Below are 25,092 nucleotides of genomic sequence, written 5' to 3'. Positions count from 1 at the left end.
TGTGATGCGGAGTATTCCGCTTGTAATTATAAAAAGCTTATTGGTAGCACTTACTAATTGGCAGTACTTACTTATTGAGAGCACTTACTAATCGATAGCACTTACTAACTAATAGTACGTAAACGGTATCAACCGCTTATCACCTCTAAGCCTTAAGTGGTAGGTTCAGTGTACGAGAGGAAGGTATTCTAAAAGTTGATGTATTTGGGTTTTTAGGTCGGTAATGCATATGGGGGCATAGAAATTATAGGTTATGTGACTGCAATCACGGCAATGAATTGTTGATAACGATTCCCCCACAAGAGTCGTGTTAACGGCTTGTTGAGTATGATTTTTGTTATCAATGTGGCTAGCGGCTAAATATTAGTAAATGTATTGTAGTACGTAATTTTCTGGCTTCATAAAACAACATGCTGGTTTGATAAGGCAAAGATAGAAGCTTACAAAAGAGACGAAAAGTGGTAATTTTCGTCGCCTAGAATTCAGTGATATGGAACTTAATAATGCACTCCACATGGCAACCTGCCGCAACCATTAAGCAGTTAAAGCAACGTGCTGATATCCTTACTCAAATCCGTCATTTTTTTGCAAAGCGAGACGTGATGGAAGTGGATACGCCAGCCATGAGTCACGCCACGGTGACGGACGTGCATTTACATACCTTCAAAACTGAATTCGTAGGGCCGGGTTATGCGCACGGTCAGCCCTTGTTCTTTATGACTAGCCCAGAGTTTCATATGAAACGACTGTTAGCGGCGGGCAGTGGTTGTATCTACCAAATTTGTAAGTCTTTCCGTAACGAAGAAAATGGTCGTTATCATAACCCTGAGTTCACCATGTTGGAGTGGTATCGCGTGGGGTTTGATCACCACGATTTGATGGACGAAATGGACCTCCTATTGCAGCAAATTCTCAAGTCTGGCAAAGCGGAGCGAATGACTTACCAGCAAGCCTTTATTGATGTGTTGGGTGTTTGTCCGCTGGAAGACTCGATGGATACGCTGAAGCAAGCGGCTGCACCACTTGGGTTAAGTGATATTGCGGATCCTGAAGAAGATCGCGATACGCTATTACAGCTTCTTTTCAGTATTGGGGTAGAGGCGAAAATAGGCCAAGATGTTCCGGCCTTTGTTTATGATTTCCCGGCATCGCAAGCAGCGTTAGCCAAGATCAATTCTGATGACTCAAGAGTAGCGGATCGCTTTGAGGTGTATTTCAAAGGCATCGAGTTAGCTAACGGCTTCCACGAGTTAGATAAACCGCAAGAGCAACTTAAGCGCTTTGAAGATGACAATGCAAAACGTATCGAGATGGGATTATCGCCTCAACCGATTGATCATCATTTGATTGAGGCATTAAAAGCGGGCTTGCCAGACTGTGCAGGTGTTGCTTTAGGTATTGATCGTCTGATCATGTTGGCTTTGGGCTACGACCATATCGATGACGTGACGGCTTTTCCGTTCCCGCGTTCTTAGCTTTTTGCTTTTGTTGTTATTGAGAGTTAATGGTCATTAGCTATTAACTATTAACTCTCAGCTTCCAACTCGCTTCACTAGCTGACCAGAATTCCGGTGCTCTATCTGACCAAAATACCTGTACCCACTAGCTGACCAGAATCCCAGTGCCCACCACGGCAACAATGGCGCCTATCCAAGCGTAGGCATTTGGCCTCTGTTTGGTGTACAACCAGAGTATTGGTAACAACATGATGGGTGTGGTCGAAGATAACAGTGCGACCATACCGACATTGCCTTCCTGCAACGCATACAAAATCAGTGTCATTCCCACGGCCATCGCTAAAAAGCCATTAACCGCAGTAATTGCGAATATCTGTTTATTCATTGGGTTGATTGCGCGTGAAAGTTTAGCGCCCGTTAAACGAAACAGAGAGTGAGCAACAAAGGCGGTGATCATTCGAATGGCTGAAGCGGCGACAGGGTCGATGTTGGTTTGCATTACCGGCTTTGCAATGATGCCACCCAGTGCCTGGCAGATAGCGGCTGTAATTCCTAAAGCAACGCCAATCCACACTGTGCCTTTGATGGTTTCGAGCTGGTTTTTCGCTTGTCCACGACGACCAAAGAAGATGGCGGTTAATACCCCACTAAACACCAACGCTGAGCCAATAAGCTCAACCGAAGTCATGCTTTCGCTAAACAGGAAGTAGCCGAGAATCGCGGAAAATACCGCGTGACAAGAGAACAGCAAACCGGCTTGGCGTGGCCCCATGCGATTCAAGCACGCGAATAGGGCGGTATCGCCAATGAAGATACCAATCAGGCCAGACAGCATCATAGGTGTGACGAGGTCGGCTTCGACACTTGACCACCCACCTGTGAACCAAGCCATGCTCGATAAGATGATTGCGGTGCAACCCATACGCCATCGGCTATAGGCAAAAGAACCTAAGTGTTGAGCGGGTTTTACTGACATCAGGCTCGCTATCGCCCATAGAAAAGCGGCGGCTAGAGCTAACCATTCAAATCCCATGTCATTAACGTCCTTGTGTCTGGGATAAATTAGCTCATCAATATGCATCAAACCGAACTGAGAACAAAGTGATTCTTAACAAAAGAACCATGAACGTGGACAGTTCGGCTTAGCTTGATGTGATTAATGACGCGTTACACCTTAAAGCGCTCCACATCTTGGCGCATCGACTCTGCTGCATGGCTCATTTCATTTGAACTGTTGCGGCTGCTTTCTGCTTGCTGCGCAAGATCGTCAGAGGCATCTTTGATGCCTTGCGTATTACGGCTGATGTCTTCGCTTACCGCGCGTTGCTCTTCTGCAGCACTGGCGATTTGCAGCGCCATGTCGTTGATTTCAGTGATCGCATGAGTGATTTTAGTCAGGCTGCCATGAGCTTGCTCGGCGAATCCAACACTATTTTCGGCCAGTTGAGTGCTGGTGGTCATGCTTTCAACGGCATGTTGAGTATTCTTTTGCAACGTATCAATCATCACGCGGATCTCTTCCGTCGAACCATGCGTTCGTTGACTTAGTACTCGTACTTCATCGGCCACAACGGCAAACCCGCGACCTTGTTCACCTGCACGGGCGGCTTCAATTGCTGCATTCAATGCCAACAGGTTAGTTTGCTCGGCAATGCCCTGAATGGTGGATAGGATCTGGTTGATGCTTTGCGCATTACTCTCTAATTCACGAATCACATTGGCGGCGTCTTCAACTTGAGTTGCGAGGCCAGTAATCGCATCACGGTTTTGTTGAATGACTTCTTGGCCTTCATTACAAGCGGTGGCAGATGCCTGAGAGGCGGATGCGGTTAATTCGGCATGGCTAGCGACTTCGGCTGCGGTTGCCGACATCTCATGAATCGCAGTCGCAATCTGGTTGATGTCGTTTTGTTGATTCTCAACTCGGATAGAAGATTGAGTGGCCAGTTGATTGGCTTTTTCTGCATGGTTGTTGAGGTCGTGGCTGTGCTCTATGACGCCTTTCAACATGCTTTGCATTTGACTCAAGAACTGGTTCACAAGCTCGGCAAGTTTGCCAATCTCATCCATACGTGTGATATCAATACGTTGGGTGAGGTCACCTCTGCCTTGAGCGAGTTGAGTCAGCGCTGTAGACAGTGTTTGTAATGGAGAAAGTAGGCGGTTGATAACCACGGTACTCGCTATTGAAATGATGATGTACAAAATCAAAGAGGTCAGCGTGATGAATTGAATGGCATCGGATACTGCAGAAAACGCCATTTCTTTATCGATAACAATACCTAGCGACCAATCGGTGTTCGGGACATTGGCAATATAGACCAGTTTATCGCCTTGACCAGGCCAAGTTAGCGTAGTGATCATTTGGTCTTGGAGTAGTTGTGACACCTTGCTGGTTGTTAGTTCCGGATTCAAACTGGTCAGTGGTTTTTGACTCAAGGCTTCATCACTGTACGCCACGATGTTGTTGTTACCATCCACTAAAAATGCAAAACCATCGTTCTCGAGTTTTACATTGAGTACGGTATCAATAATGCTGGTAACGGTTAAGTCCGCCGCGAGGACGCCCTGTTTTTCACCGTTGAATGCTTTGGCAAAGCTGATGACGATACTGCCGTCAAAATCTTGATAAGGTTCGGTAATGATGAGGTCTGATGTTGCGCTGGCATCTTGATACCAAGGGCGGGTACGTGGATCGTAGCCTGCTGGCCAATCTTCACCTTTGTCGCCATAAGCGATTGTGCCATCGCTGAAACCTGCATAAACAGACAGGAATTGCCCGGCTTGTTTGGTGATTAATAACTCGCGGTCAGAATTACTATTGCTTGAAATGGTCGATTCATTGGCAAGCATCATATCACTGCGGATGGAGAGCCAATCAGCAATATAATTTGTGGTGCCAACACTGACATTTTTCATTTCTTGGTTGATCGCGATTTCAGTTTCTTGAGTGAGTTGATTAACCGATATCCAAGCTTGGGTACCACTCACAACGGCGATAATGATCGCAATGGCGATCTGAATTTTAAATTTAATAGTATGTCTCAAGGTCCATTCCTCTCTATTAGACAAAAACCTAATTACGTACTTAATGGTGAATTGACGCGTCTTTGATGCGTGTATAGTGCCGCTCTCTCAAGTGGAATAAATGTGCTTAAAATCATAAATTCTAAATATATCGATCCTACTTTTTGACAAACAGTGAAGTGGAATCACAGTTATTTATCGATTGAAAACTGACCAACCCTCCAGCTAGCGAAATTAGGACTGCTATCTGGAGGGCTGTAGTGAAAAGTTAACGTGCTAGGTGATAATAAGCCGTGTTAGGTGATAATAAACAGCGCGATGTAGACCATTAATAAGCCTACGATACCTAAGATGATACCCATCTTCGCCATGTCTTTGCTTTCGATAAGCCCGGTTGAGTAAGCCAACGAGTTGGGCGGTGTCGATACCGGAAGAATCATACCCAGTGAGGCGGAGAAGGCGACCACAACCAGCAAGCCTTGTAGGCCACCAATTGCGACTAAGCTTTCCATCGATGCGCCGATCGCAGCGGCAATAGGCATCAGTAAGTTGGCCGTCGCGGTGTTCGACATGAAGTTCGCCATTAACCAACACACGATAGACAATGTCAGTACCACAGCTGCAGGTGAGAGCGATTCATAGTCAATCGCGTGTGCCAATGCCGCCGCTAAGCCTGTTTTATCCAAGCCGATACCAATCGCGATACCACCGGCGACTAACCACAACACGTCCCAGTTAATTAGCTTAAGTTCTTCTTTGCCCATGATGCCGGTCAGTGTAAAGACGGCCAGTGGAATAATAGAGACTACGTAGGTGTTCATACCATGCAGTTTTGTCGTCATCCACAACAGAATCGTTGCGGCGAAGGTGATGTAAACGACAATCGCTCGCCAACTTTTTCTAAACTGTCCATTGAGCTTGAGTACCATGTTCTTCTGCTTGGAAGGAAAGAGTTTCTGAAGAAGGAACCAAGCGATAGTGAGTTGAATGATTACGAAGGGCAAGCCCATCATCATCCAACTTAAGAAGTCGATACTGTTTTCGCCAGTTAAATACTGCAATGCTATTGCGTTGGGCGGTGTACCGATTGGAGTGGCGATACCACCGGTGTTGGCCGCAATTGGAATACACAACACGAGTGCTTTAATCCCCATGTCGCCTTTAGGCGCAGAAGCCACAATTGGGCCTAGTAGAGCAAGCATCATGACTGTGGTCGCGGTGTTCGACATAAACATCGAGAACACGGCAGTAATCAGCATTAAGCCAAGCATAATGAAGCGCGGCTCTGTACCAAATGGCTTGAGCAGTACTCGGGCTAAGTTGTTGTCGAGTTCGTACTTGGATGCCGAGATAGCGAGTGCAAAACCACCCATGAAGAGGATGATGATTGGTGACGAAAACGCACCGAATATGTCGGTATATTTGATTAACTCACCGAGATCGTGTCCTGCTGGTGGGCTTCTGAATAAATGTAAGCCTTTGTCGGAAATCATCACCAATTCAAGTGCAATGATCAGAATTGACGTCGCGAATACCGGAACCGGTTCCAGAACCCAAAGTAGCGCAGCTAATAGAAATATCGCCAGTAAGCGGTGCTGAATCAAGGTGAGGTTATCTATGGGGATCGAGTCGATAGGCATGAATAGCACGCCCAAGGGAATCGCAAAACAAATCAATAGCTTGACCAATACGCCAACATTGAGTTTAGGCATGATACAAAGACCCTATGAATAAAATATCTTCAAATAGAGTAAGTTATCTGGATTTTTGGTACTTGGAGACGGGTTGTAAAATCGAAAAGTTGTTGAAGGTTTCGACAATTGTTTTGTTTTTGGTCAATTTTTTAATGAAGAGGTCTGAATTTGTTACGAAGGGCTATGAGCTTGTTATTTATGGCTATTAACTTGTTACGAAGCGCTACGAACAGTATGGTCGGTGACGAAAAAGGCGTGTTATTTACTAGAAATAACGCGCCTTTAGAATGTCTATGAACGAACTCAAGAAGCTATGCTTGGTCTGTATTCTCAACCGTTTCAGCCGCGTCTTCACTTACTTCAGCGTTTTTGCCTGCAATATGCGCGAAAGGGGTGCCTAGAACGGTTTTCTCACCATTCTGCATCGTTTCGTCAAACTTGATGGCATCTTTAGCAAATAGATTGATAACCGTTGAACCAAGTTTAAAGCGACCCATCTCTTCACCTTTTTTCAAGACGATTGCTTTATCACCTTGTGCAGGGTAGTCCCATTTGTAAACAGAGTTACCGCGAGGTGGTGTGATAGTGCCAGCCCATACTTGTTCGATACTGCCGACGATAGTTGCGCCAACCAGCACCTGTGCCATTGGGCCAAACTCTGTATCGAAGATACAAACCACACGCTCATTACGTGCGAATAGGTTTGGAACATTCTCTGCCGTTAGCGGGTTTACAGAGAAAAGGTCACCAGGAACGTAGATCATCTGGCGCAGTGTGCCATCGCATGGCATGTGAACACGGTGGTAATCACTTGGCGATAAGTAAAGTGTCGCGAATTCGCCGTCTTTGAACTCATCCGCTAGGCTTGAATCACCGCCCAATAGTTCGCGAGCTGAGTAGTTGTGGCCTTTAGCTTGAATAAGTTGGCCGTCAGTAATTGGGCCAAATTGGCTTACGCGTGCATCAGCAGGGTGAACAATAACAGACTCACCTTCAGCAATAGGACGCATGCCTTCTTTCAATTCACGTACGAAGAATTCATTGAATGTTTTAAAGTGTTTTGGATCGCTATGCAGAGCTTCATCCATGTTTACTTTGTATTGCTTGATGAACCAGTTGATGATCGCTGTCGTTAAGCCACCCGCTTTAGCAGACGCCAGTTTACCGACTAGGCGAGTTAGCCCATGCTGTGGGATCCAGTACTGCAATCCAACTTTAATCTTATCCATTGTATTAATTTTCCAATGCTAATTGTTTTTCAATTAAATCTGTCGATGACGGTTTAGGGCGCGAGATGTTACTTAAATTCACGCCAATTGTCAGTAAATGCACACATTTGTTCACAAAAACGCGATTAGAGATCGGCTTTCTTGCTTCGTGAGTACTGACGGTTATCTTTGTTGTCAGCCATGGTTTCAATAATGCGATGGTAGCTAGCAAAACGTAAACGGCTGATTCTACCGTCTTCTACGGCTTCACGTAGAAGGCATCCTGGGTCGTCATTGTGTTTACAATCACGGAACTTACAACCACCTAGAAATGGCTTGAATTCAATGAAAGCGTCAGTGATTTCGTCTGGTTCTAAATGCCATAAGCCGAATTCACGTACCCCTGGGGAATCGATAAGATCGCCACCAGAAGGGAAGTGATACAAACGTGCTGCCGTTGTCGTGTGTTGACCCAGTCCTGAGTTTTCAGAAACGGCGCCTTCCTCGATATCTAGTGTTGGCATGAGTGCATTCACTAAGCTTGATTTACCCACGCCAGATTGACCAACAAAAATGTTGATGCGATCTTTGAGTTCAGCTTCCAGCTCTTTGATGCCGTAACCCGACTCTTTACTCACAAACATCACCTTGTAGCCGATTTTTTCGTACACTTTCAGTGTTTCGCGGTATTCAGCAATCTGTTTTTCAGTCAGTAGGTCGACTTTATTGAGAACCACAAGTGGGGCAATGTTGACGGTTTCTGAGGCAATTAAGTAACGGTCGATAATATTAAGTGATAGCTCGGGTAACACTGCCGATACGATAACCATTTGGTCAACGTTTGCAGCAACTGGTTTTAGGCCATCGTAGTAATCAGGGCGAGTCAGCATTGAAGTTCTTGGCTCAACCGCTTCTACTACACCTGAAATACCAGCCATCGACTCTAAGCCTGCGCGCCAAGTTACTCGGTCACCAGAAACTAAGGTTTCGATACTACGGCGTAAGTTACAACGATGAACTTCGTTAGTTTCAAGATCTTCGATATCAGCATGTTGCCCAAAGCGCGTAATGACCAATCCGCTTTTTGTGCCACCAAGCATGTTCTCATCCCATTGGATAGAATCTTCTTTCTTGAGTCGCTTGTTCTGGTTGCTACGTACACGACGTACCTGACCTTTAGTTAACTTCTTTTTTTTAGCCACAATTTTTCACTTAACACATCTAACTTGATGATTGGGGACTCAAACAAGGTGTTGCTGGTGCCATATGATTTCGATGGCCCTAGAGCTAGTTTGAGTATAGTTATTTGGGTATAGTACCTCTTTTACACATAAACAAATAGGCGACGCCTTATGTCCTTTAGCGATCAGAACCTGATTTGGGTTGATCTAGAGATGACTGGACTTGATCCTGAAACTCACAAAATCATTGAAATTGCGACTATCGTTACCGATAGTGAGCTTAACATCCTGGCTGAAGGACCTGTTTTGGCTATTCACCAACCTCAGAGTGAATTGGACAAGATGGATGAGTGGTGCACAACGACTCATACCGGCAGTGGTCTAGTTAAGCGAATTCAAGAAAGCACGGTTTCAGAGCAAGATGCGATTCAACAAACCATTGAGTTTCTTGAGAAATGGGTACCAAAAGGTAAGTCACCGATTTGTGGTAACAGCATTGGTCAAGACCGCCGTTTCCTATACAAACACATGCCTGAGTTGGAAGAGTACTTCCACTACCGCTATGTTGACGTAAGCACTTTGAAAGAGCTGACTCGCCGTTGGAAACCTGAAGTGTTAGATGGGTTTTCTAAGTCGGGAAGCCACCTTGCATTAGACGATATTCGTGAGTCGATTGCTGAGCTGCAGTACTACCGAAAAACGATTATTAACATCTAATCAGATCAAACGATCACGTTTATCTAACTTTTCAGGGACATAAGAGCCAATTTTTTTGCAAATCTGTGTGCTTTTACAGCAGTTGAGTAAAAAATTTCGTAATTTTGCATTAAGGACTTGCATCACAAAAAAATGCTCTTATAATTCGCAGCCCTGAACGGCGAAAGACGTTTCAGATTGCGATACTAGCTCAGTTGGTAGAGCGCAACCTTGCCAAGGTTGAGGTCATCGGTTCGAACCCGATGTATCGCTCCAATTTCTTTCTTAGGATTGATGTTGGAAATATAGAGTCATTAACTTAAATAATGCATCCGGACGCGGGATGGAGCAGTTTGGTAGCTCGTCGGGCTCATAACCCGAAGGTCGTCGGTTCAAATCCGGCTCCCGCAACCACATTACAGCTACACGTTGATAGCTTCTTTGCAGTAAGAACTTAGTTTCTAGCAGAGAAGATGAACGGTTAGCTTATGCGATACTAGCTCAGTTGGTAGAGCGCAACCTTGCCAAGGTTGAGGTCATCGGTTCGAACCCGATGTATCGCTCCAATTTCTTTCTTAGGAATGATGTTGGGAATATAGAGTCATTAACTTAAATAATGCATCCGGACGCGGGATGGAGCAGTTTGGTAGCTCGTCGGGCTCATAACCCGAAGGTCGTCGGTTCAAATCCGGCTCCCGCAACCACATTACAGCTACACGTTGATAGCTTCTTTGCAGTAAGAACTTAGTTTCTAGCAGAGAAGATGAACGGTTAGCTTATGCGATACTAGCTCAGTTGGTAGAGCGCAACCTTGCCAAGGTTGAGGTCATCGGTTCGAACCCGATGTATCGCTCCAATTTCTTTCTTAGGAATGATGTTAGGAATATAGAGTCATTAACTTAAATAATGCATCCGGACGCGGGATGGAGCAGTTTGGTAGCTCGTCGGGCTCATAACCCGAAGGTCGTCGGTTCAAATCCGGCTCCCGCAACCACATTACAGTTGAACGTTGATTTGATGCTTCTTAGCAGAAAAGGTTAACGGTTAGCTTATGCGATACTAGCTCAGTTGGTAGAGCGCAACCTTGCCAAGGTTGAGGTCATCGGTTCGAACCCGATGTATCGCTCCAATTTCTTTCTTAGGATTGATGTTGGAAGTATAGAGTCATTAACTTAAATAATGCATCCGGACGCGGGATGGAGCAGTTTGGTAGCTCGTCGGGCTCATAACCCGAAGGTCGTCGGTTCAAATCCGGCTCCCGCAACCACATTACAGTTAAGCGCTATCTGTTGCCCAAGGCAGTAAGAGCAGCGATTAACTAATGCGATACTAGCTCAGTTGGTAGAGCGCAACCTTGCCAAGGTTGAGGTCATCGGTTCGAACCCGATGTATCGCTCCAAATTCTATTCTTAGAAGCTGTCTCTTTGAGAAAGTGCTCAGAATGAAAATGGTTTAGTCTCATTGTCTTAAACGATAATGATGCGAAAAGAGAAACATCCGGACGCGGGATGGAGCAGTTTGGTAGCTCGTCGGGCTCATAACCCGAAGGTCGTCGGTTCAAATCCGGCTCCCGCAACCACATTACAGCTACACGTTGATAGCTTCTTTGCAGTAAGAACTTAGTTTCTAGCAGACAAGATGAACGGTTAGCTTATGCGATACTAGCTCAGTTGGTAGAGCGCAACCTTGCCAAGGTTGAGGTCATCGGTTCGAACCCGATGTATCGCTCCAAATTCTCTCTTTTTAGAGAACAGCCTCATTGTCTTAAACAATGCATCCGGACGCGGGATGGAGCAGTTTGGTAGCTCGTCGGGCTCATAACCCGAAGGTCGTCGGTTCAAATCCGGCTCCCGCAACCACATTACAGTTGAACGTTGATTTGATGCTTTGTAGCAGAAAAGATGAACGGTTAGCTTATGCGATACTAGCTCAGTTGGTAGAGCGCAACCTTGCCAAGGTTGAGGTCATCGGTTCGAACCCGATGTATCGCTCCAAATTCTCTCTCACGCTTTATGCTGAAGATGAAAATGGTTTAGTCTCATTGTCTTAAACGATAATGATGCGAAAAGAGAAACATCCGGACGCGGGATGGAGCAGTTTGGTAGCTCGTCGGGCTCATAACCCGAAGGTCGTCGGTTCAAATCCGGCTCCCGCAACCACATTACAGTTAAGCGCTATCTGTTGCTCAAGGCGGTAAGAGTTGCCCAAGGCAGTAAAAGCAGCGATTAACGAATGCGATACTAGCTCAGTTGGTAGAGCGCAACCTTGCCAAGGTTGAGGTCATCGGTTCGAACCCGATGTATCGCTCCAGCTTTCTTCTAAAAGCTATTAAGACCCTTTAAGCCACCGTGTTTTTCTTTAGATCACAGAGTTTAAAGACGACCTAAGGGTCACGCTCTTTCTTTAATGCTGCGAAGCATAATCCCCCCAAAAAGCAAATAATCCTCCATCATGGTGGATATTTTTTTGTCTTAAATATTTCTTAGCAACTGGAATGCTAGTAAACATCAGGTCTCTGAAGCAGATGCTTGAGGTTTTTCATATCTATAAACAGACTTATCCACAAAATGTTAGGTGTGGATAACTTGGTTGATAAAGTTGTTTCAGGCTTAATTCTCCACATACCTCTAAAAGATCTTTCTTGTTTTCAATATATTAGCGGAATCGTAGCGATCGTAACTTGTTGTTTTTTATCAAGTTGAGTGCTTGTGTTGAATTTGGTAAAAGATCGTTAACTTGTTGTTTTTTGATCTTAATCATTTATCGGTACTGTGTTTAACTTTGTGAGGGTGTCGGAAGTTTACGAGAAATCTGAATTTTTTCCACATTGTTAAAATTGAGAACAAGGTCAAACATTGTTCTAAAATTATGTGCAACGAGTTGTCTTAAATATTGGATGGTTGGTATGAACTAGCCAGTTAAACATTGGTATATAAAGAACTGGGTAGGTACGTAAAGAGCTAGGCGTCTCTTGGTAGTCCTTTTTCAACAATGCGTATCAGCCTGTGCTTTTTAGTGAGTATTTTGCTGCTATTTTTTTGCATACAGTTATTTTTCTGCGTAGAGCTATCTTCTTGCACACTGCTAACGTTAGGCAACTGCTGTAGTTGTTTATTCAAAGCCCACTCAATATGCACATCCAACATATCGTTTTTCCCTTGATGAGATTCCAGTGTTTCAATAATGCGTTGCTGGAATGGTGCATTGCCCATAGCAACAAAGATATTGCGTAACCACTGGGTGTGGCCGATGCGTCTTATTGCAGAGCCTTCCATTTTCTTCAAGAAGGTTGCTTCGTCCCAACTTGAAAGCAAAACCAGATCGGCTTCTTGGAAATCTTCTCGGCGGTGAAAGTCTGTTTGCTCTGTGAGTTCAGCATGACGGTTCCATGGGCAAACTAACTGGCAGTCGTCGCAACCGTAAATACGATTACCAATTGCGTCTCTAAATTCTTCCGGGATCACACCATCGTATTCAATGGTCAAGTACGAAATACATTTTCGAGCATCCACGACACCATCAGCAATAATGGCACCCGTTGGACAAGAGGTGATACATGCGGTGCATTTGCCGCATTCATCGACACTAGGTTCATCAACAGGAAGCGGGATGTTAACTAATAACTCCCCTAGAAAAAACCAAGAGCCCGCGTCTTTATCGAGAATTAACGAGTGTTTACCTGTCCAACCCAACCCCGCTTTTTGAGCTAGCGGTCTTTCCAAAATAGGCGCTGAATCGACGAAAGGACGTGAGTCTAAACCTTCGACTTCCTTCTCGATTCTTTGTCCTAGCTTTTTCAATTGGTTACGGAACAATTTATGATAATCGCGGCCTAAAGAATAACGGCTGATATAACCTTGAGTGGTATCGCTTAGGTTAGAGGCAAATTGCGCTTCCGGTGGTAGGTAGTTCATTCGGGCGCTGATCACTCGAATGGTGCCAGGATGAAGCTCATTAGGGCGAGCTCGCATCATTCCATGTCGAGCCATCCAATCCATTTCGCCGTGATTACCAGCATCTAGCCATGCTTGAAGAGGGGCTTCGTGTTCACTTAAATCAACATCGCAGATGCCAACTTTTTGAAAGCCTAACTCTTTTCCCCAGATTTTAATTTTTTCAGCAAGATGGTCTAGATTCATGGCTTAATTCTTATTTTCTCTGTTTTACAATTAGAGATAAGGCTAATTAAAATTAGGTTCGGCAAAAATGGGGGCGGATCTTAACGGATCTGAGTGGTGTTGACCAGAACAGACGCGTTTTGATCAGTATTTTTCATAGAACTTACACTTGAGTGCTTGTCTCCCAAAAGCATCACGGTTTACTATTCTTGTTCTTTTGATTTTTATATAGTCAACGATCGATTTTTAGAGAACGTATTCATGAGCACGAAACAATTTACTTTGAAAGATGAACAAGCAACGATTCAACTAGGAACGGAGCTTTCTAATCTTTGCTCACAGCAGACGACTATTTATCTGCATGGTGATCTTGGCGCAGGCAAAACGACCTTTAGTCGTGGCTTTGTAAAAGCGCTTGGCCATCAAGGAAATGTAAAGAGCCCTACGTATACTCTAGTTGAACCTTATCAACTTGCCGACTGGCAGGTATATCACTTCGATCTTTATCGCTTAGCCGATCCTGAAGAATTAGAGTTCATGGGGATTCGTGATTACTTCACGCCAGATGCTATCTGTTTGGTTGAATGGCCTGAGAAAGGCTATGGGATGCTACCAGAAGCGGATTTGGACATTGATATTCGTTACCAAGACGATCACCGTATTGTTTCTTTAACCGCTAATAGTGAATACGGACAGCGCTTACTTAGTCAGTTGGAGTTATGTTGATTTCTAAACGCCTTTTTTCAACAGCGGCCATGATGGCTGCTGTTTTCTCTTTACTGTTTTCTTCGCTTGTTTCAGCAAACTCCTTGAAAAGTTTGAGGGTTTGGCCTTCTCCAGAAGAAACTCGTGTGGTTATTGATTTAAAGTCAGAAGCGGACTTTAGCTATTTCACACTGAGTAGCCCGAGCCGCTTGGTTGTCGACTTAAAAAACACCAACCTTGCAACCAAGTTACCGGTCGTGGTGAAAGATAGCCCTGTTCTATCTAAGATTCGTAAGAGCTCACCGCCAGACAAGAGTACTTATCGCCTAGTTTTTGAGTTAAAGAAGTCGTCTAAAGCAGAGTTGTTTAAACTGAGCCCGACTCCGGGTGGTCAGTATGGACACCGCTTGGTGATCGATTTACCTCATGGTGCGGCAAGCAAAGGGACAACAACGTCGACGCCGAGTAAGCCAACGGTAAGCAAAGACATTAATCAGGTGAAGCGTCAGAAAGACATTCTGATCGTGATTGATCCTGGACACGGTGGCGAAGACCCTGGTTCAATCGGTCCATCTCGTAAATATGAAAAGAATGCGACTCTCAGCATTTCGAAAAAACTTGCCGCCCAGTTGAATGCCGTTCCGGGTATTAAGACTCGTTTGACACGTAATGCTGACTACTTTGTAAACCTGAATCGACGTGTTGCTATTGCTCGTGAGAATGAAGCTCACTTGTTGATCTCTATTCACGCAGATGCGTTTACGACACCACAACCAAGAGGTGGTTCGGTGTTTGTGTTGAACACTCGACGTGCCAATACTGAGATTTCGCGTTGGATTGAGAATAAAGAGAAACAGTCAGAGTTGCTCGGTGGCAGTGGTGCTGCGTTCACTGGCAATATTGATGATAAGAACGTAAACCAAACCCTGCTTGATCTGCAGTTTAGTCACTCTCAAAAAGAGGGTTATAAACTGGCAACGGCGATTCTATCTGAAATGGGTAAAGTCGCGAAGCTGCATAACAGTAAGCCAATAAACACCAGCTTAGCAGTATTACGCTCACCACAAATTCCATCGGTGTTGGTCGAGACAGGCTTTATTTCAAACCCGACGGAAGAGAAGCTTCTTTTCCAACGTTCGCACCAAGACAAGCTGGCTCGTGCTGTGACTAAAGCCGTTGTTAAGTATTTGAAAGCTAACCCGCCAGAAGGGATTATCTTATCGAATGCGACATCTTCAACAGGCAGCGTAAGCCAACATAAAGTATCGCGTGGTGAGTCTTTATCTGTGATTGCGAGTAAATATGGCACCTCGACGCAAGCCTTGATGAAACTCAATAATCTGAAGTCGAGTAGCCTAGCGATTGGTCAAGTACTTAAGATACCAAGCAGCGCTCAAGGTTCATCATCAAGCAGTGCAGTCAAAACTAAGACTATTACTCACACGGTTAAGTCTGGAGAGTACCTAGGCAAGATCGCCAGCCGTTATAAAGTATTGGTAGCGGACATTAAGCGTGAGAACCGTTTAAAATCTGAAACATTGAGAGTGGGTCAGAAGCTACGTATTACGGTAGAAGTAAAAGACATACCTCTGCGTAAACACAAAGTCGCAAGAGGTGATTACCTAGGTAAGATAGCCTCTAAGTACGGTGTGAGTGTTGATGCTATCCGTAAAGCGAATAACCTACGTTCTGACAGCCTAGCGGTGGGGCAGGTGTTGATTATTCCGCATAAGTAATCTTTTTAACGCAGACATGTTTCCATCAATGGCAGTAAGGTAGCTATAAATATGACGATCAAAATACTGCCAGCTCGGTTAGCGAACCAAATTGCAGCCGGTGAAGTGGTAGAAAGACCCGCTTCTGTTGTGAAGGAGTTGGTTGAAAACAGTTTGGATTCAGGTGCCACACGTATCGATATTGATATCGAGAAAGGTGGCGCCAAGATGATCCGCGTGCGTGACAACGGTAAGGGCATCGTTAAAGATGAACTTGCGTTGGCATTGAGCCGTCATGCGACCTCTAAGATTCATACCCTTGATGACCTCGAGGCGATCGTCAGCCTTGGTTTCCGTGGTGAAGCGCTCGCGAGTATCAGCTCGGTTGCACGTTTAACCATGACTTCGCGCCCTGCGACTCAAGATCAAGCTTGGGCTGCGCACAGCGAGGGCCGAGACATGCAGGTGAAACTGCAACCTGCAGCGCATCCCATTGGCACTTCGGTTGAGGTGTTGGACCTGTTCTTCAACACACCAGCACGTCGCAAGTTCTTACGTACTGAGAAAACCGAATTTACTCACATTGATGAATTGCTTAAGCGAATTGCGTTAAGTCGCTTTGATGTGACGATCAACCTTCGTCATAACGGTAAAATGATTCGTCAATACCGTGCGGCCAAAACCGATGTTCAGGCTGAAAAACGCATTGCAGCGGTATGCGGTAATCCTTTTGTTCGTCATATGCTTAAGATTGAGCTGGAGCATCAAGGTTTGAAGCTTCATGGCTGGATCACCACACCTGAAGGGGCAAGGCAACAAAGCGACCTACAATACTGCTATGTGAATGGTCGTATGATGCGCGATAAGCTGATCAATCATGCGATTCGTCAAAGCTATGAGACCAGCCTACGCCCAGATCAATTCGCAACGTATGTGTTATTCATTGAATTAGACCCGCATCAAGTGGATGTGAATGTTCACCCAGCTAAACATGAAGTGCGCTTCCATCAAGCACGATTAGTACATGATTTTATTTATCAAGCCTTGAGTGATGGCCTGGCACAAAGCAAGCAGATTGATGCAGCTCCGCTCAATCAATCTGCGTTCCATCAGTCAGATACTGATCATTATCAGCAAGATGCTTCTGGCGATGCGACGCGTTTTTCTGATCAAGAAGACACGGTGCCTTCCAACTCAGAGCCAGATTTGGTTTCAGAAAGGGTGCGACATGCCATCGAGCAAACGCCAGCCTATCCAAGAAAAGCTGAATCTGAGCAGGTTTATGATAAACCCCAACACAGCGTTAATGATGCGAGCCAACGCTATAGCTCATCATCTAATACAGGCTCATCATCTACCACAGGCTCGTCATCTAGCGAAATCAGTTTTACCGGCTCTCCTCGACAAGAGTGGATTGAGTCTCGACCTGCGCCGAAGAAAGAAAAAGAACCGCACCAACATCATGCTGAACCGGCGCCCTCTAAGCGTGAAGTGAAAGCCTACAAAGAGCTTCTGAAAACGCCAGATTTTGATGATCAAGTTGTAGCTCCATCATCTCCTCAAGAGCATGTCGCACCAGCCGAAACCAGAGAAAATATAGAAAATATAGAAAATATAGAAAATAAAGAAGCTAAGCCTGTTCAACAGAATCCCGTTAACTCGAAACCGCGAGCACCCGTCACTGATTTGGGCAAAGCGGTTTCAATTGTTGAGGGGCAGTATCTGGTCATGGGCAATAAGAATGGTTGTGTCCTGGTTTCCTTAGCAAAAGCTGAATTATTGCGTGTTGTGGGTCAACTCGATACTCGTAACGGGCCATTAAAAAGCCAACCATTACTGGTGCCTTTGTCGATCAAGCTTGGTAGTGAATTGGTTGAAGTCGCGAAAGCGCTGAGCCAAACATTGGCGCTGCTTGGTATTGAGCTTAAAGCACGAAACAGTGAAGCAGTGATGGTGATGGGAGTTCCTTCTCCTCTGAGACAGCAAAACTTACAAATTTTGATCCCAGATCTGTTATCGTACGCGGCTTCAATAAATACTCAGATTTTAGATAATAACGCGGGTAATGTTTTGAACGACCTGTTGCCATCATTGGTTAACTGGGTCGGGATTCAAACGGCACAAGTAAAAAGCGACTACACTTTATCTGAAGCGGTTCAACTAGTTGGGGAACTTGAGCAGCTTTGGCATGGTCTACTTCCATTAGATGATCCAGAGTTTGTTAATCCTATCGACTTTTCGGCGACTATTGCGGCTTTTATGGCTTAGTTTGTAGGTGAATTTTCACCGCTGAGTTTTAGATAAATTAAGCTTATTTCGGCTTCGGCTGTTTACGATTTAATGTGTTGTGATGGCATTGACCTTAGTTACAGGGCACATCGCGACATGAAGCCTTTTTATAAAGCGCTCTAACAGAGAAACAAATACAAAATATCATGACTGAAAAATTACCTTTAGCGTTGTTTTTAATGGGCCCAACGGCATCAGGAAAAACAGATTTAGCTATCCGCTTACGTCAGAAATACCCAGTAGAGATCATCAGTGTTGATTCTGCATTGATCTATAAAGACATGGATATTGGCACCGCTAAACCCGATGCGGAAGAGCTCGCGCTCGCGCCTCATCGCTTGATTGATATTCTGGATCCAAGCGAAGCGTATTCTGCGGCAGATTTTCGTCGTGATGCGATCAGCGAAATGAATAAGATTGTAGCGGAAGGAAAAATCCCGTTACTGGTTGGCGGCACGATGCTGTATTACAAGGCGTTGTTGGAAGGTTTATCGCCACTACCCGCAGCGGATCAAGAGATACGCAAGCAGATTGAAGCGGAATCTATCGAGCAAGGTTGGCAAGCTTTGCATGATCAATTAAGAGAGATAGATCCCGTATCCGCTGAAAGAATACACCCAAATGATCCACAAAGGCTTTCAAGGGCATTGGAAGTTTACCGAATTTCGGGTAAAACATTAACTGAGCTAACTCAAACGAAAGGCGATAGCCTGCCATTTCGTGTGAAACAATTTGCTATAGCTCCCAAGGAAAGGACTGAACTCCATCGTCGTATTGAGCTGCGTTTCGAGAAAATGATAGAAGCGGGGTTTGAGGATGAAATGAAGGCGTTGTATGCCAGAAAAGATCTTCACCCAGAGCTACCTTCGATCCGATGCGTTGGTTATAGACAGATGTGGGATTATTTAGACGGGAATTGTGATTTAGACGAAGCGGTTTTCCGTGGTGTCTGTGCAACTCGTCAGTTGGCCAAGCGACAAATCACCTGGTTGCGCAGTTGGGATGATTTAACTTGGTTAGATAGCGAAAACATTGATCAAGCGTTAGAAACTCTTTCAGATGCAATAGCATCTGATTAGTATTGCTGTGTATAATGTGATCGCTTTTGCGTGAATATACTCTGGAAAGGATCAGTTATTGAGGCTTTTAAAAAATCACAGCCTTTCAATAACAACGGAGTTTTTTTATTCGTTTAGCTCAGATGCAAAGGCCGCACCTTTTTGTGCACCACTAGCTAAATAATTACAACAAAATATAAATAAGGAAAATAAAATGGCTAAGGGGCAATCGCTACAAGACCCATTCCTAAATGCACTCCGTCGTGAGCGCATTCCAGTCTCTATCTATCTTGTTAACGGCATTAAGCTGCAAGGTCAGATCGAGTCTTTCGATCAATTCGTGATCTTATTGAAGAACACAGTAAACCAAATGGTTTACAAGCATGCGATCTCTACTGTGGTTCCTGCTCGTGCAGTTAGTCACCACAGCGGCGAGCAACGTGCTCCATCTGATCGTCCAGAGAAGACTGAAGATTAATCGTTCAATTGATACAGCTTGCGCTGTAATAAGGAGTTGGTTGCTTGTTTGACCGTTATGAATCTGGCGAGCGAGCCGTACTTGTTCATATCAACTTCACGCAAGAGGGAGAATGGGAAGATCTAAGCGAGTGTGAAATGCTGGTCTCTTCTGCGGGGGTAGAAACGCTACAAGTTATTACTGGTAGCCGACAATCCCCACTCCCTAAATACTACGTTGGAGAAGGTAAAGCCCTAGAAATCGCTCAAGCCGTTCAGCTGACCGGAGCTGAAATTGTGATTTTTAACCACTCTCTCTCTCCTGCCCAAGAGCGAAACCTTGAACAGTTGTGCAAATGTCGTGTGATTGATCGCACGGGTTTGATCTTAGATATCTTTGCACAGCGTGCACGAACTCACGAAGGTAAACTGCAAGTTGAGCTCGCTCAGCTTCGTCATATTTCTACCCGACTGATTCGAGGTTGGACTCACCTTGAAAGGCAGAAAGGTGGTATTGGTCTTCGTGGTCCAGGTGAAACTCAACTGGAAACCGATCGACGTTTGCTGCGTGACCGTATAAAGGCAATATTGCGTCGTTTAGCGAAAGTCGCTAAGCAGCGTGAACAAGGACGACGTGCTCGTAATCGAGCTGAAATCCCAACAATTTCTTTGGTTGGTTATACCAACGCAGGGAAATCAACACTTTTCAATCGCATCACAAGTGCAGGTGTTTATGCTGCAGACCAGCTGTTTGCAACCCTAGACCCAACACTACGTAAGATTGATTTGGCAGATGTCGGGCCTGCAATTCTCGCAGATACCGTAGGTTTTATCCGCCATCTACCACATGATTTGGTCGCTGCATTTAAGGCAACGTTACAAGAGACGCAGGAAGCTGACATTTTGTTACATGTTGTTGATGCCAGTGATGACCGCTTTCGTGAGAATATTCAGGCTGTTCATGATGTATTAGAAGAGATCGATGCTCATGAAGTGCCAACCCTTGTAGTCATGAATAAGATTGACTGCATGGAAGACCAAAAACCTCGAATTGAAAGAGACGAAGAGGGCGCACCACGCGCTGTTTGGGTTTCTGCAATGGAAGGAGAAGGTATTGAACTGCTGTTTGAAGCTTTAACTGAGCGTTTAGCGAGTCAGATGGTTCAATTCCGGTTGTGTATTCCACATCAACATCAGGGCCGTATTCGTAGCTTATTCTTTGAGATGAAATGTATTCAACAGGAAGAGTATGATGAAAATGGTAACTTGTTGATAGATATTAGAATGCAACAAATAGATTGGTCTAAACTCGAAAAAAGAGAAGGGGCGCTCTTAGGTGACTTTATCGTTACCAAAGAGACTGCTACAGTATAACGTCATATCAATGATGGAGTTTTCTAATGGCGTGGAATGAGCCTGGAAATAACAACAACGGCGATAATAACGGCCGCGATAACGACCCTTGGGGTAAGAATAATAATCGCGGCGGCCGAGATCAAGGACCGCCAGATCTAGACGAAGTGTTTAGTAAACTAAGTCAAAAGTTAGGTGGCAAGTTTGGTAAAAAGGGTGGTAGCGGTAACGGACCATCTATTGGTGGTGGCGGTGCAATTGGCTTTGGTGTCATTGCCGTTATTGCGATTGCTATCTGGTTCTTCGCTGGTTTCTACACCGTTGGCGAAGCAGAAAGAGCAGTAGTACTTCGATTGGGTCAGTTCGACCGTATCGAAGAGCCTGGTCTTAACTGGCACCCACGCTTCATCGATGAAATCAAAGATGAGCAACTAGTAAACGTTCAAGCGATTCGTTCACTACGTGCTGCTGGCACGATGCTAACGAAAGATGAAAACGTTGTGACCGTTGAAATGGGTGTTCAATACCGTGTTTCTGACCCATACAAGTACTTGTATCGTGTAACGAATGCAGACGACAGTTTACGCCAAGCAACCGATTCTGCGCTTCGTGCGGTAATTGGTGACTCACTAATGGATAGTATCCTGACAAGTGGTCGTCAACAGATTCGTCAAAGCACTCAAGAAACGTTGAACCGTATTATTGATAGCTACGACATGGGTATTCTGATTGTTGATGTGAACTTCCAGTCAGCACGTCCACCTGAGCAAGTGAAAGATGCATTTGATGATGCTATCGCGGCTCGTGAGGATGAAGAGCGTTTCGAGCGTGAAGCTGAAGCTTACCGAAATGACATTCTTCCAAAAGCAACAGGTCGTGCTGAGCGTTTGAAGAAAGAAGCGGTGGGTTACTCAGAGCGCACAGTTAATGGTGCTCTAGGTCAAGTGGCTCAGTTCGAGAAACTGCTACCTGAATACCAAGCAGCTCCTGAAGTAACACGTAACCGTATGTACCTTGATACAATGGAAAAAGTGTACTCAAGCACATCGAAAGTCCTGATTGATTCTGAATCAAGTGGTAACTTGCTATACCTACCAATTGATAAGCTAGGCGCACAAAGTGGTTCTCAGTCGGGCACTCGCCCTGCAAAAGCATCATCAACTTACGATCAAATTGAGTTAGAAACTCAAGCGGATCCAAAGTCTAGCACTCAAACTCGTTCAGACAGTTCACGTCAAGGGAGATACTAATAATGCGTAAATTAATGATCCCTGTATTAGTTGTGACGATTGCCCTTTTATTGATGTCACTATTTGTGATTCAAGAAGGCGAACGTGGCATGGTAATTCGTTTTGGTCGAGTTCTCGATGACAACGGCGTATCACGAATCTATGAACCAGGCCTGCACTTTAAACTGCCTATGTTTGATCGCGTAAAAGTGCTTGATGCTCGTATTCAAACGATGGATGGTCGTTCTGACCGTTTCGTAACGTCAGAGAAAAAAGACGTTCTAATTGATACCTACGCAAAATGGCGTATTGCTGATTTTGGACGTTTTTATCTGAGTACAGGCGGCGGCAACATCATGACGGCAGAAGCACTTCTTGAGCGTAAAGTGACAGATGTTCTTCGTTCTGAAATTGGTTCTCGTGAAATTAAGCAGATCGTATCAGGCCCTCGTAATAAGGACATCCTGCCAGACTCTGCTGATAGCGAAGTCGTCACAACGGTAGCGGCTGCAGAAGCACTAGAAGTTGATGGCGAACGCGATAAGATCATGGAAAACGTTTTGTCTGGAACGGCAGAAAGTGCGATGGCTGATTTAGGTGTTGAAGTTGTTGATTTCCGAATGAAGAAGATTAACCTTCCTGACGAAATCAGTGAATCTATCTACCGCCGTATGCGTGCAGAGCGTGAGTCGGTTGCTCGTAGACACCGTTCACAGGGTCGTGAGAAAGCGGAAGTTATCCGTGCTCAAGCTGAGCTAGAAGTGGCAACAGTTCTTGCTGAAGCTGACCGTACAGCTCGAATCACTCGTGGTGATGCTGATGCAGAAGCAGCGAAGATCTACTCTGATGCGTTCAGCAAAGATCCTGAGTTCTATGGCTTTATGCGTTCACTGCAAGCTTATGAGACATCATTTAGCGATAAGAGCGACATTCTAGTACTGGATCCGAAGACTGACTTCTTCCAATACATGAATCAAGCAAGCGGCGCTCCAGCAAAATAAGCTGATGCGTTAGCGAATGCTTAGCTCAATAAGCAAAATACGTTAAAACTCAAAAGGCTCCTATTATGGGAGCCTTTTTGTTTTCTATGACCTATTTCAGGACGAGACATGTTTGCGGATTCGCTATTGGGGCGCGAGGGAAGGCGCTTAACAGAGTGGTACTTATAAACAGATTAGTACTTATAGAAACTAACGGTAGGTCATGAAAGCGATAACGGCGCCAGCGACCACAAGACAACCGCCAATGCGTCGCAGTTGCGTGTCGGGTTGTTCGCTCAGTTGCGCGACCATGTTTCTCCAGCCATTGGGTGCAATCAAAGGGCCGAGCCCTTCAACAATAAGTACGAGCCCAATAGCGAGCCAAATTGATTGAGACATGCTTCTGCCTTTTGTCTGTAAAAACGCAATGATATCAGCATCTTTACACATTCGCCTTCAGTTACGGGTGGTTTATTTCTGTACAGCATTAACGTTTATGAACAAAAAGTGACTGCAAGAAGTGTGATTCAGTGCTAGAATCCATTTTTAATTAGCAACAGAAATTGGAAAGATGGGAAATAACGTAGTCGTTCTAGGCACCCAATGGGGTGATGAAGGTAAAGGTAAAATCGTTGACCTTTTAACTGAAGATGCAAAATACGTGGTTCGCTACCAAGGCGGTCACAATGCAGGTCACACACTTGTAATTGACGGTGAAAAAACCGTTCTTCACTTAATTCCATCAGGTATCCTACGCAATAACGTTAAATGTGTTATTGGTAACGGTGTAGTATTATCGCCTGACGCACTTCTAAAAGAAATGAAGCCTCTTGAAGATCGCGGTATTCCAGTACGTGAGCGTCTTTTCATCTCTGAAGCTTGTCCTCTAATTCTTCCGTACCACATTGCTATCGACAACGCGCGTGAAATCGCTCGTGGCGCTAAAGCTATCGGTACAACGGGTCGTGGTATCGGTCCTGCTTACGAAGATAAAGTTGCTCGTCGCGGTCTACGCGTTGGCGACCTTTTCGATAAAGAAGCATTCGCTGAGAAGCTAAAAGAAGTTATGGAATTCCACAACTTCCAACTAGAGCACTTCTACAAAGCTGAAACAGTAAGCTACGAAGAAGTTCTTGAGCAAGCGATGAGCTACGCAGACATGTTAACTGCGATGGTTATCGACGTAACTGACGAACTAGACGCAGCACGTAAGCGCGGCGACAAGATCATGTTCGAAGGTGCTCAAGGTACGCTACTAGATATCGACCACGGTACTTACCCATACGTAACGTCTTCTAACACGACTGCTGGTGGTGTTGCTGCAGGTTCTGGTTTCGGTCCTCGTCATATCGGTTACATCCTTGGTATCACTAAGGCTTACTGTACTCGTGTTGGTTCAGGTCCATTCCCAACTGAGCTATACGATGGCCTTGAGAAGCAAGACCCAGTTGGTAAACACCTAGGCGATGTTGGTCACGAGTTTGGCGCAACAACGGGTCGTCTACGTCGTACTGGTTGGTTCGATGCTGTTGCTATGCGTCGTGCAATCCAAATCAACTCTCTATCTGGTATGTGTCTAACTAAACTAGACGTTCTAGATGGCCTAGAAGAGCTAAAAATCTGTACTGGTTACAAGATGAAAGATGGTTCTATCCTAGAAGTTTCTCCAATGGCTGCTGAGTCATTTGAAGAAGCAACGCCAATCTACGAAACAATGCCTGGTTGGTCTGAAAACACATTTGGTGCTAAATCTATCGACGCGCTTCCACAAGCTGCTCTAGATTACATCAAGCGTATCGAAGACCTAACTGGTGTTCCAATTGATATCGTATCAACTGGCCCAGATCGTAACGAAACTATCATCAAGGTTCACCCATACGGCGCATAATGCCCGTTGAGTGATTACCACAGCACAAATCGTACTGT

The 25,092-nt window shown here is 45.0% G+C and carries 18 protein-coding genes and 15 tRNA genes; 26 read left to right on the top strand and 7 right to left on the bottom strand.

The features are described from left to right. Positions 1-503: 503 nt before the first annotated feature. Positions 504-1,475 (top strand): elongation factor P--(R)-beta-lysine ligase, encoded by a 972-nt coding sequence (gene epmA, locus SJY39_RS19730; RefSeq protein ID WP_016768060.1) that lies wholly within the window; start codon positions 504-506, stop codon positions 1,473-1,475. 127 nt (positions 1,476-1,602) lie between these two features. Here epmA and SJY39_RS19725 read toward each other — a convergent pair whose 3' ends face one another. The 5 genes from SJY39_RS19725 to rsgA all read right to left on the bottom strand — a co-directional run bounded on the left by SJY39_RS19725 (position 1,603) and on the right by rsgA (position 8,588). After that, complete coding sequence (locus tag SJY39_RS19725) at positions 1,603-2,490, bottom strand: DMT family transporter (protein WP_016787270.1); 888 nt, start codon at positions 2,488-2,490, stop codon at positions 1,603-1,605. A 134-nt stretch (positions 2,491-2,624) separates the two neighbouring features. Then, positions 2,625-4,505: a methyl-accepting chemotaxis protein gene (locus SJY39_RS19720; RefSeq protein WP_016793744.1), complete on the bottom strand. Its 1,881-nt coding sequence runs from the start codon at positions 4,503-4,505 to the stop codon at positions 2,625-2,627. A gap of 275 nt (positions 4,506-4,780) precedes the next feature. Then, positions 4,781-6,196, bottom strand: a complete 1,416-nt coding sequence (locus tag SJY39_RS19715; RefSeq protein ID WP_016790130.1) for a DASS family sodium-coupled anion symporter — start codon at positions 6,194-6,196, stop codon at positions 4,781-4,783. Between the two features lie 293 nt (positions 6,197-6,489). After that, complete coding sequence (asd, locus tag SJY39_RS19710; RefSeq protein ID WP_010434059.1) at positions 6,490-7,407, bottom strand: archaetidylserine decarboxylase; 918 nt, start codon at positions 7,405-7,407, stop codon at positions 6,490-6,492. Between the two features lie 125 nt (positions 7,408-7,532). Then, positions 7,533-8,588, bottom strand: a complete 1,056-nt coding sequence (gene rsgA / locus SJY39_RS19705; protein ID WP_010434062.1) for a small ribosomal subunit biogenesis GTPase RsgA — start codon at positions 8,586-8,588, stop codon at positions 7,533-7,535. Positions 8,589-8,738: 150 nt separating this feature from the next. On the opposite strand from rsgA, the gene orn reads away from it, so the two are divergent. The 16 genes from orn to SJY39_RS19625 all read left to right on the top strand — a co-directional run bounded on the left by orn (position 8,739) and on the right by SJY39_RS19625 (position 11,573). Then, positions 8,739-9,284 (top strand): oligoribonuclease, encoded by a 546-nt coding sequence (gene orn, locus SJY39_RS19700; RefSeq protein ID WP_010434065.1) that lies wholly within the window; start codon positions 8,739-8,741, stop codon positions 9,282-9,284. Between the two features lie 179 nt (positions 9,285-9,463). After that, positions 9,464-9,539 (top strand) — tRNA-Gly (locus tag SJY39_RS19695). A 61-nt stretch (positions 9,540-9,600) separates the two neighbouring features. Further along, a tRNA-Met gene (locus SJY39_RS19690) sits at positions 9,601-9,677 on the top strand. A gap of 76 nt (positions 9,678-9,753) precedes the next feature. Continuing rightward, positions 9,754-9,829, top strand: a tRNA-Gly gene (locus SJY39_RS19685). 61 nt (positions 9,830-9,890) lie between these two features. Beyond that, positions 9,891-9,967: transfer RNA gene (locus tag SJY39_RS19680), tRNA-Met, on the top strand. A 76-nt stretch (positions 9,968-10,043) separates the two neighbouring features. Then, positions 10,044-10,119 (top strand) — tRNA-Gly (locus SJY39_RS19675). 61 nt (positions 10,120-10,180) lie between these two features. Continuing rightward, positions 10,181-10,257: transfer RNA gene (locus SJY39_RS19670), tRNA-Met, on the top strand. A gap of 59 nt (positions 10,258-10,316) precedes the next feature. Further along, positions 10,317-10,392 (top strand) — tRNA-Gly (locus SJY39_RS19665). 61 nt (positions 10,393-10,453) lie between these two features. Continuing rightward, positions 10,454-10,530, top strand: a tRNA-Met gene (locus tag SJY39_RS19660). 56 nt (positions 10,531-10,586) lie between these two features. Beyond that, a tRNA-Gly gene (locus SJY39_RS19655) sits at positions 10,587-10,662 on the top strand. 103 nt (positions 10,663-10,765) lie between these two features. Next, positions 10,766-10,842, top strand: a tRNA-Met gene (locus SJY39_RS19650). A gap of 76 nt (positions 10,843-10,918) precedes the next feature. After that, a tRNA-Gly gene (locus SJY39_RS19645) sits at positions 10,919-10,994 on the top strand. 51 nt (positions 10,995-11,045) lie between these two features. After that, positions 11,046-11,122: transfer RNA gene (locus tag SJY39_RS19640), tRNA-Met, on the top strand. A 59-nt stretch (positions 11,123-11,181) separates the two neighbouring features. After that, a tRNA-Gly gene (locus SJY39_RS19635) sits at positions 11,182-11,257 on the top strand. A gap of 88 nt (positions 11,258-11,345) precedes the next feature. Next, positions 11,346-11,422: transfer RNA gene (locus tag SJY39_RS19630), tRNA-Met, on the top strand. Positions 11,423-11,497: 75 nt separating this feature from the next. Next, a tRNA-Gly gene (locus tag SJY39_RS19625) sits at positions 11,498-11,573 on the top strand. A gap of 650 nt (positions 11,574-12,223) precedes the next feature. Here the strand turns inward: SJY39_RS19625 and queG are convergent. After that, entirely contained in the window at positions 12,224-13,402 is a 1,179-nt protein-coding gene (gene queG / locus SJY39_RS19620; RefSeq protein ID WP_016793307.1) for a tRNA epoxyqueuosine(34) reductase QueG, read from the bottom strand. A 240-nt stretch (positions 13,403-13,642) separates the two neighbouring features. Between queG and tsaE the strand changes: the two genes are divergently transcribed. The 8 genes from tsaE (at position 13,643) to hflC (ending at position 23,187) form a co-directional block, all read left to right on the top strand. Then, positions 13,643-14,107, top strand: coding sequence for a tRNA (adenosine(37)-N6)-threonylcarbamoyltransferase complex ATPase subunit type 1 TsaE (gene tsaE, locus SJY39_RS19615; protein WP_004735870.1), 465 nt, complete (start codon positions 13,643-13,645; stop codon positions 14,105-14,107). Continuing rightward, positions 14,101-15,822: a LysM peptidoglycan-binding domain-containing protein gene (locus tag SJY39_RS19610; protein ID WP_010434091.1), complete on the top strand. Its 1,722-nt coding sequence runs from the start codon at positions 14,101-14,103 to the stop codon at positions 15,820-15,822. Before tsaE ends, SJY39_RS19610 begins: the two co-directional genes overlap by 7 nt. Positions 15,823-15,873: 51 nt before the next feature. Further along, positions 15,874-18,069: a DNA mismatch repair endonuclease MutL gene (gene mutL / locus SJY39_RS19605; protein ID WP_010434093.1), complete on the top strand. Its 2,196-nt coding sequence runs from the start codon at positions 15,874-15,876 to the stop codon at positions 18,067-18,069. Positions 18,070-18,236: 167 nt separating this feature from the next. Further along, on the top strand, positions 18,237-19,169 hold the full coding sequence (miaA, locus tag SJY39_RS19600) for a tRNA (adenosine(37)-N6)-dimethylallyltransferase MiaA (protein WP_010434095.1): 933 nt from the start codon (positions 18,237-18,239) through the stop codon (positions 19,167-19,169). 193 nt (positions 19,170-19,362) lie between these two features. Continuing rightward, entirely contained in the window at positions 19,363-19,626 is a 264-nt protein-coding gene (gene hfq, locus SJY39_RS19595) for an RNA chaperone Hfq (protein ID WP_010434097.1), read from the top strand. A gap of 44 nt (positions 19,627-19,670) precedes the next feature. Next, positions 19,671-20,978, top strand: coding sequence for a ribosome rescue GTPase HflX (gene hflX / locus SJY39_RS19590; RefSeq protein WP_010434098.1), 1,308 nt, complete (start codon positions 19,671-19,673; stop codon positions 20,976-20,978). Between the two features lie 26 nt (positions 20,979-21,004). Then, positions 21,005-22,207, top strand: a complete 1,203-nt coding sequence (gene hflK, locus SJY39_RS19585) for an FtsH protease activity modulator HflK (RefSeq protein WP_010434100.1) — start codon at positions 21,005-21,007, stop codon at positions 22,205-22,207. Between the two features lie 2 nt (positions 22,208-22,209). Continuing rightward, positions 22,210-23,187: a protease modulator HflC gene (gene hflC / locus SJY39_RS19580; RefSeq protein ID WP_010434102.1), complete on the top strand. Its 978-nt coding sequence runs from the start codon at positions 22,210-22,212 to the stop codon at positions 23,185-23,187. A gap of 189 nt (positions 23,188-23,376) precedes the next feature. On the opposite strand, the gene SJY39_RS19575 is transcribed toward hflC, so the two are convergent. After that, the gene (locus tag SJY39_RS19575; protein ID WP_010434105.1) at positions 23,377-23,565 is read right to left on the bottom strand and encodes a DUF2065 domain-containing protein; all 189 of its coding nucleotides are present in this window, start codon (positions 23,563-23,565) and stop codon (positions 23,377-23,379) included. 172 nt (positions 23,566-23,737) lie between these two features. Between SJY39_RS19575 and SJY39_RS19570 the strand changes: the two genes are divergently transcribed. After that, positions 23,738-25,054 carry an adenylosuccinate synthase gene (locus tag SJY39_RS19570; RefSeq protein ID WP_010434108.1) on the top strand — a complete coding sequence of 439 codons (1,317 nt, stop codon included), beginning with the start codon at positions 23,738-23,740 and terminating at the stop codon, positions 25,052-25,054. The last annotated feature ends 38 nt before the right edge of the window (positions 25,055-25,092 follow it).

The sequence above is a fragment of the Vibrio sp. R78045 genome (assembly GCF_042466085.1).
Taxonomy (GTDB): Bacteria; Pseudomonadota; Gammaproteobacteria; order Enterobacterales; family Vibrionaceae; genus Vibrio; species Vibrio cyclitrophicus.
Note: the sequence above shows the minus strand (reverse complement) of the source record. Positions and strands in the feature narration are given on the sequence as shown.